The organism is Mesorhizobium sp. M7A.F.Ca.CA.004.06.1.1 (assembly GCF_003999135.1).
GTDB lineage: Bacteria > Pseudomonadota > Alphaproteobacteria > Rhizobiales > Rhizobiaceae > Mesorhizobium.
Genome location: NZ_RZPQ01000795.1, coordinates 1 through 2,636, shown reverse-complemented (window position 1 = coordinate 2,636; position 2,636 = coordinate 1). Strand labels below are relative to the sequence as shown.

The 2,636-nt window shown below is 61.7% G+C and carries 4 protein-coding genes; all 4 read left to right on the top strand.

Going from position 1 to position 2,636, the window contains the following annotated elements; all coding sequences use genetic code 11:
• Positions 1-721: UDP-3-O-(3-hydroxymyristoyl)glucosamine N-acyltransferase (gene lpxD, locus EN906_RS30240; RefSeq protein ID WP_127375609.1), on the top strand; the 721-nt coding region annotated here is incomplete at its 5' end.
• Positions 714-1,181 carry a 3-hydroxyacyl-ACP dehydratase FabZ gene (gene fabZ, locus EN906_RS30235; RefSeq protein WP_127268627.1) on the top strand — a complete coding sequence of 156 codons (468 nt, stop codon included), beginning with the start codon at positions 714-716 and terminating at the stop codon, positions 1,179-1,181. The genes lpxD and fabZ, both read left to right, overlap by 8 nt.
• 13 nt (positions 1,182-1,194) lie before the next feature.
• Positions 1,195-2,028, top strand: coding sequence for an acyl-ACP--UDP-N-acetylglucosamine O-acyltransferase (gene lpxA / locus EN906_RS30230; protein ID WP_127268626.1), 834 nt, complete (start codon positions 1,195-1,197; stop codon positions 2,026-2,028).
• The coding region (gene lpxI / locus EN906_RS30225) for a UDP-2,3-diacylglucosamine diphosphatase LpxI (RefSeq protein WP_127375608.1) at positions 2,000-2,636 on the top strand (637 nt) is incomplete at its 3' end. The genes lpxA and lpxI, both read left to right, overlap by 29 nt.

Sequence of the window (2,636 nt, the reverse complement as noted above, 5' to 3'; positions counted from 1 at the left end):
GACCAGTGAAACCGGCGTCTCGCCGCACGCTCATGTCGATGCGACCGCGCATGTCGAAGCCGGTGCCGTCATCGAGGCCGGCGCGGTGATCGGGCCAGGTGCTTCGATCGGCAGCGGCACCGTCATCGCCCCAAATGCGGTTATTGGACAATCCTGCCAGATCGGCCGCGACGGCTATGTCGGTCCAGGAGCCAGCATCCAGTATGCCTTGATCGGCAATCGCGTCATCATTCATGGCGGCGCGAGGATAGGCCAGGATGGTTTTGGGTTCGTCGGCGGGGCCAAGGGTCCAGAACGCGTGCCGCAGATCGGCCGTGTCGTTATTCAGGATGATGTCGAGATCGGCTCCAACACCACCGTCGATCGCGGCGCCATGTCCGATACGATCATCGGCCAGGGCACCAAGATCGACAATCTCGTGCAGATCGCCCATAACGTCCGCATCGGCCGCAATTGCATAATAGCCGGGCTTTCGGGTATTTCGGGTTCTGTGGTCGTGGGTGACAATGTCACCATGGGCGGCGGCGTCGGGCTTGCGGATCACCTGACCATAGGGACAGGGGCCAAGCTTGCCGCAAGAAGTGGATTTATGAGCAATGTCCCTGCAGGCGAGATCTGGGGCGGCTATCCGGCACAGCCGATGGCGGAAGCCATGCGGGAGATAGCCATGCTGCGCAAGCTCGCCAGGACCCGCAAACAGGGCGAGGGAGGCAATGGCTGACATGATCGCGTCGACGACGCTGGAGGCAGTCGACATTATGGGGCTGATGAAGCTCCTGCCGCACCGCTATCCGTTCCTGATGATCGATCGTATCGTCGACATCGATGGCGACGAATCCGCCGTCGGCATCAAGAACGTGACCATAAACGAGCCGCATTTTCAGGGCCATTTCCCTGAGCAGCCGGTCATGCCGGGTGTGCTCATCGTCGAGGCGATGGCGCAGACGGCCGGCGCCATCTGTATCCGCAGCCTGGGTACCGAAAAGCCGTCGCTGGTCTATTTCCTGACCATCGACAACGCCAAATTCCGCAAACCGGTGGTTCCCGGCGACCAGTTGAAGATCCATGTCAAGAAAATCAAGAAACGCGGCAACCTGCTCAAATTCGCTTGTGAAGCCATGGTCGACGGCGCCAAGGCGGCCGAGGCCGAGATTTCAGCCATGATGGTCACCAGCGACTGACGATCGAGTGCTTATGAAAATCAAGACATCCATTCATGCGTCCTCCATTGTCGAGGAAGGCGCCCAAATCGGCCAAGGTGCACGCATCGGGCCGTTCTGCCATGTCGGTGCCGATGTGGTGATCGGCGACGACGTCGAACTGGTCAGTCATGTCTCGGTGATGGGCGCGACGTCGATCGGTGCCTCGACCAAGGTCTATCCGATGGCGACATTGGGCGCACCGCCGCAGAACACCAAGCACAAGGGCGGTCGCACCACCTTGGTCATCGGCAGGAACTGCACGATCCGCGAAGGCGTGACCATGCATCTCGGCACCGATTCCAGCCGCGGCGAGACGACGGTCGGCGACAATGGCAATTTCCTTGCCTACGCCCATATCGCCCATGATTGCGTCGTCGGCAACAATGCGACGTTCGCCAATGGTGCAACGCTGGGCGGCCACTGCGAGGTCGGCAACAATGTCTATATCGGCGGCCTGACCGCAGTGCATCAGTTTGTCCGCATCGGCGACAACGCCTTTCTCGGCGGCTGCTCCGCGATCGTCGGCGATGTCATCCCCTTTGCCATAGCGGTCGGCAACCGCGCCAGCCTACGCGGCCTCAACATCATCGGCCTCAAGCGCTCCGGCCTGCCAAGGTCCGAAATCCTTGTACTGCGCAAGGCTTACAGGATGATCTTCGATCGTTCCCGCACCGTTGGCGAGAACATCGAGTTCGCCAAGGCGGAGTTCGCGTCGTCGCCGACCGCCATGAAGATCATCGATTTCATCAGCAGTCGCGGCAAGCGGCATTATGCTGTGCCGTCGCTCAAGGGCGGCGATGGCGACGATGTCGATGACGAAGACTGAGACAGCGGCTGCGCGTCTTGATCTTCCGCCGGGCTCCAGGGTCGGCATCATTGCCGGCGGCGGCAGTCTGCCGGTCGAAGTCGCGGCCGGTTCGGCTGAACAAGGTTATCCGCCCTTCGTCATCCTGATGGAAGGCGAGGTCGACCGCATCGCGGAACTCTCCCGATACGATCACGAAAGCCTCGCTCTGGAAGGTATAGGCTCGCTCGTCCCTTTGCTGCGGCGGCACCGGATCACCCATCTGGTGCTTGCAGGCGAGATCAAGCGCCGGCCGCGATTGCTTGCGCTGCGCCCCAGTCTCAGCCTGCTCGCGGTGATTCCTTTGGTCGTCATGGCGCTCGCGCGTGGCGACGATGGTCTTCTGAAGGTCTTGGCACGAGGCCTCGAAGCGCGCGGAGTAAAGGTCGTTGGCGCCCACGAAGTAGTGCCGAATCTTGTCGCCGCCGAAGGCGTGCTGACCAAGGCCGAACCGCGAAAATTGGACTGGCGCGATATTGAGGCAGGCCTTGCGGCAGCAAAGGCCATCGGGGCGCTGGATGTCGGCCAGGCGGCGATCGCGGTTGGCGGCCGGGCAATCGCGCTGGAAGGCATCGAAGGAACAGCCGGCC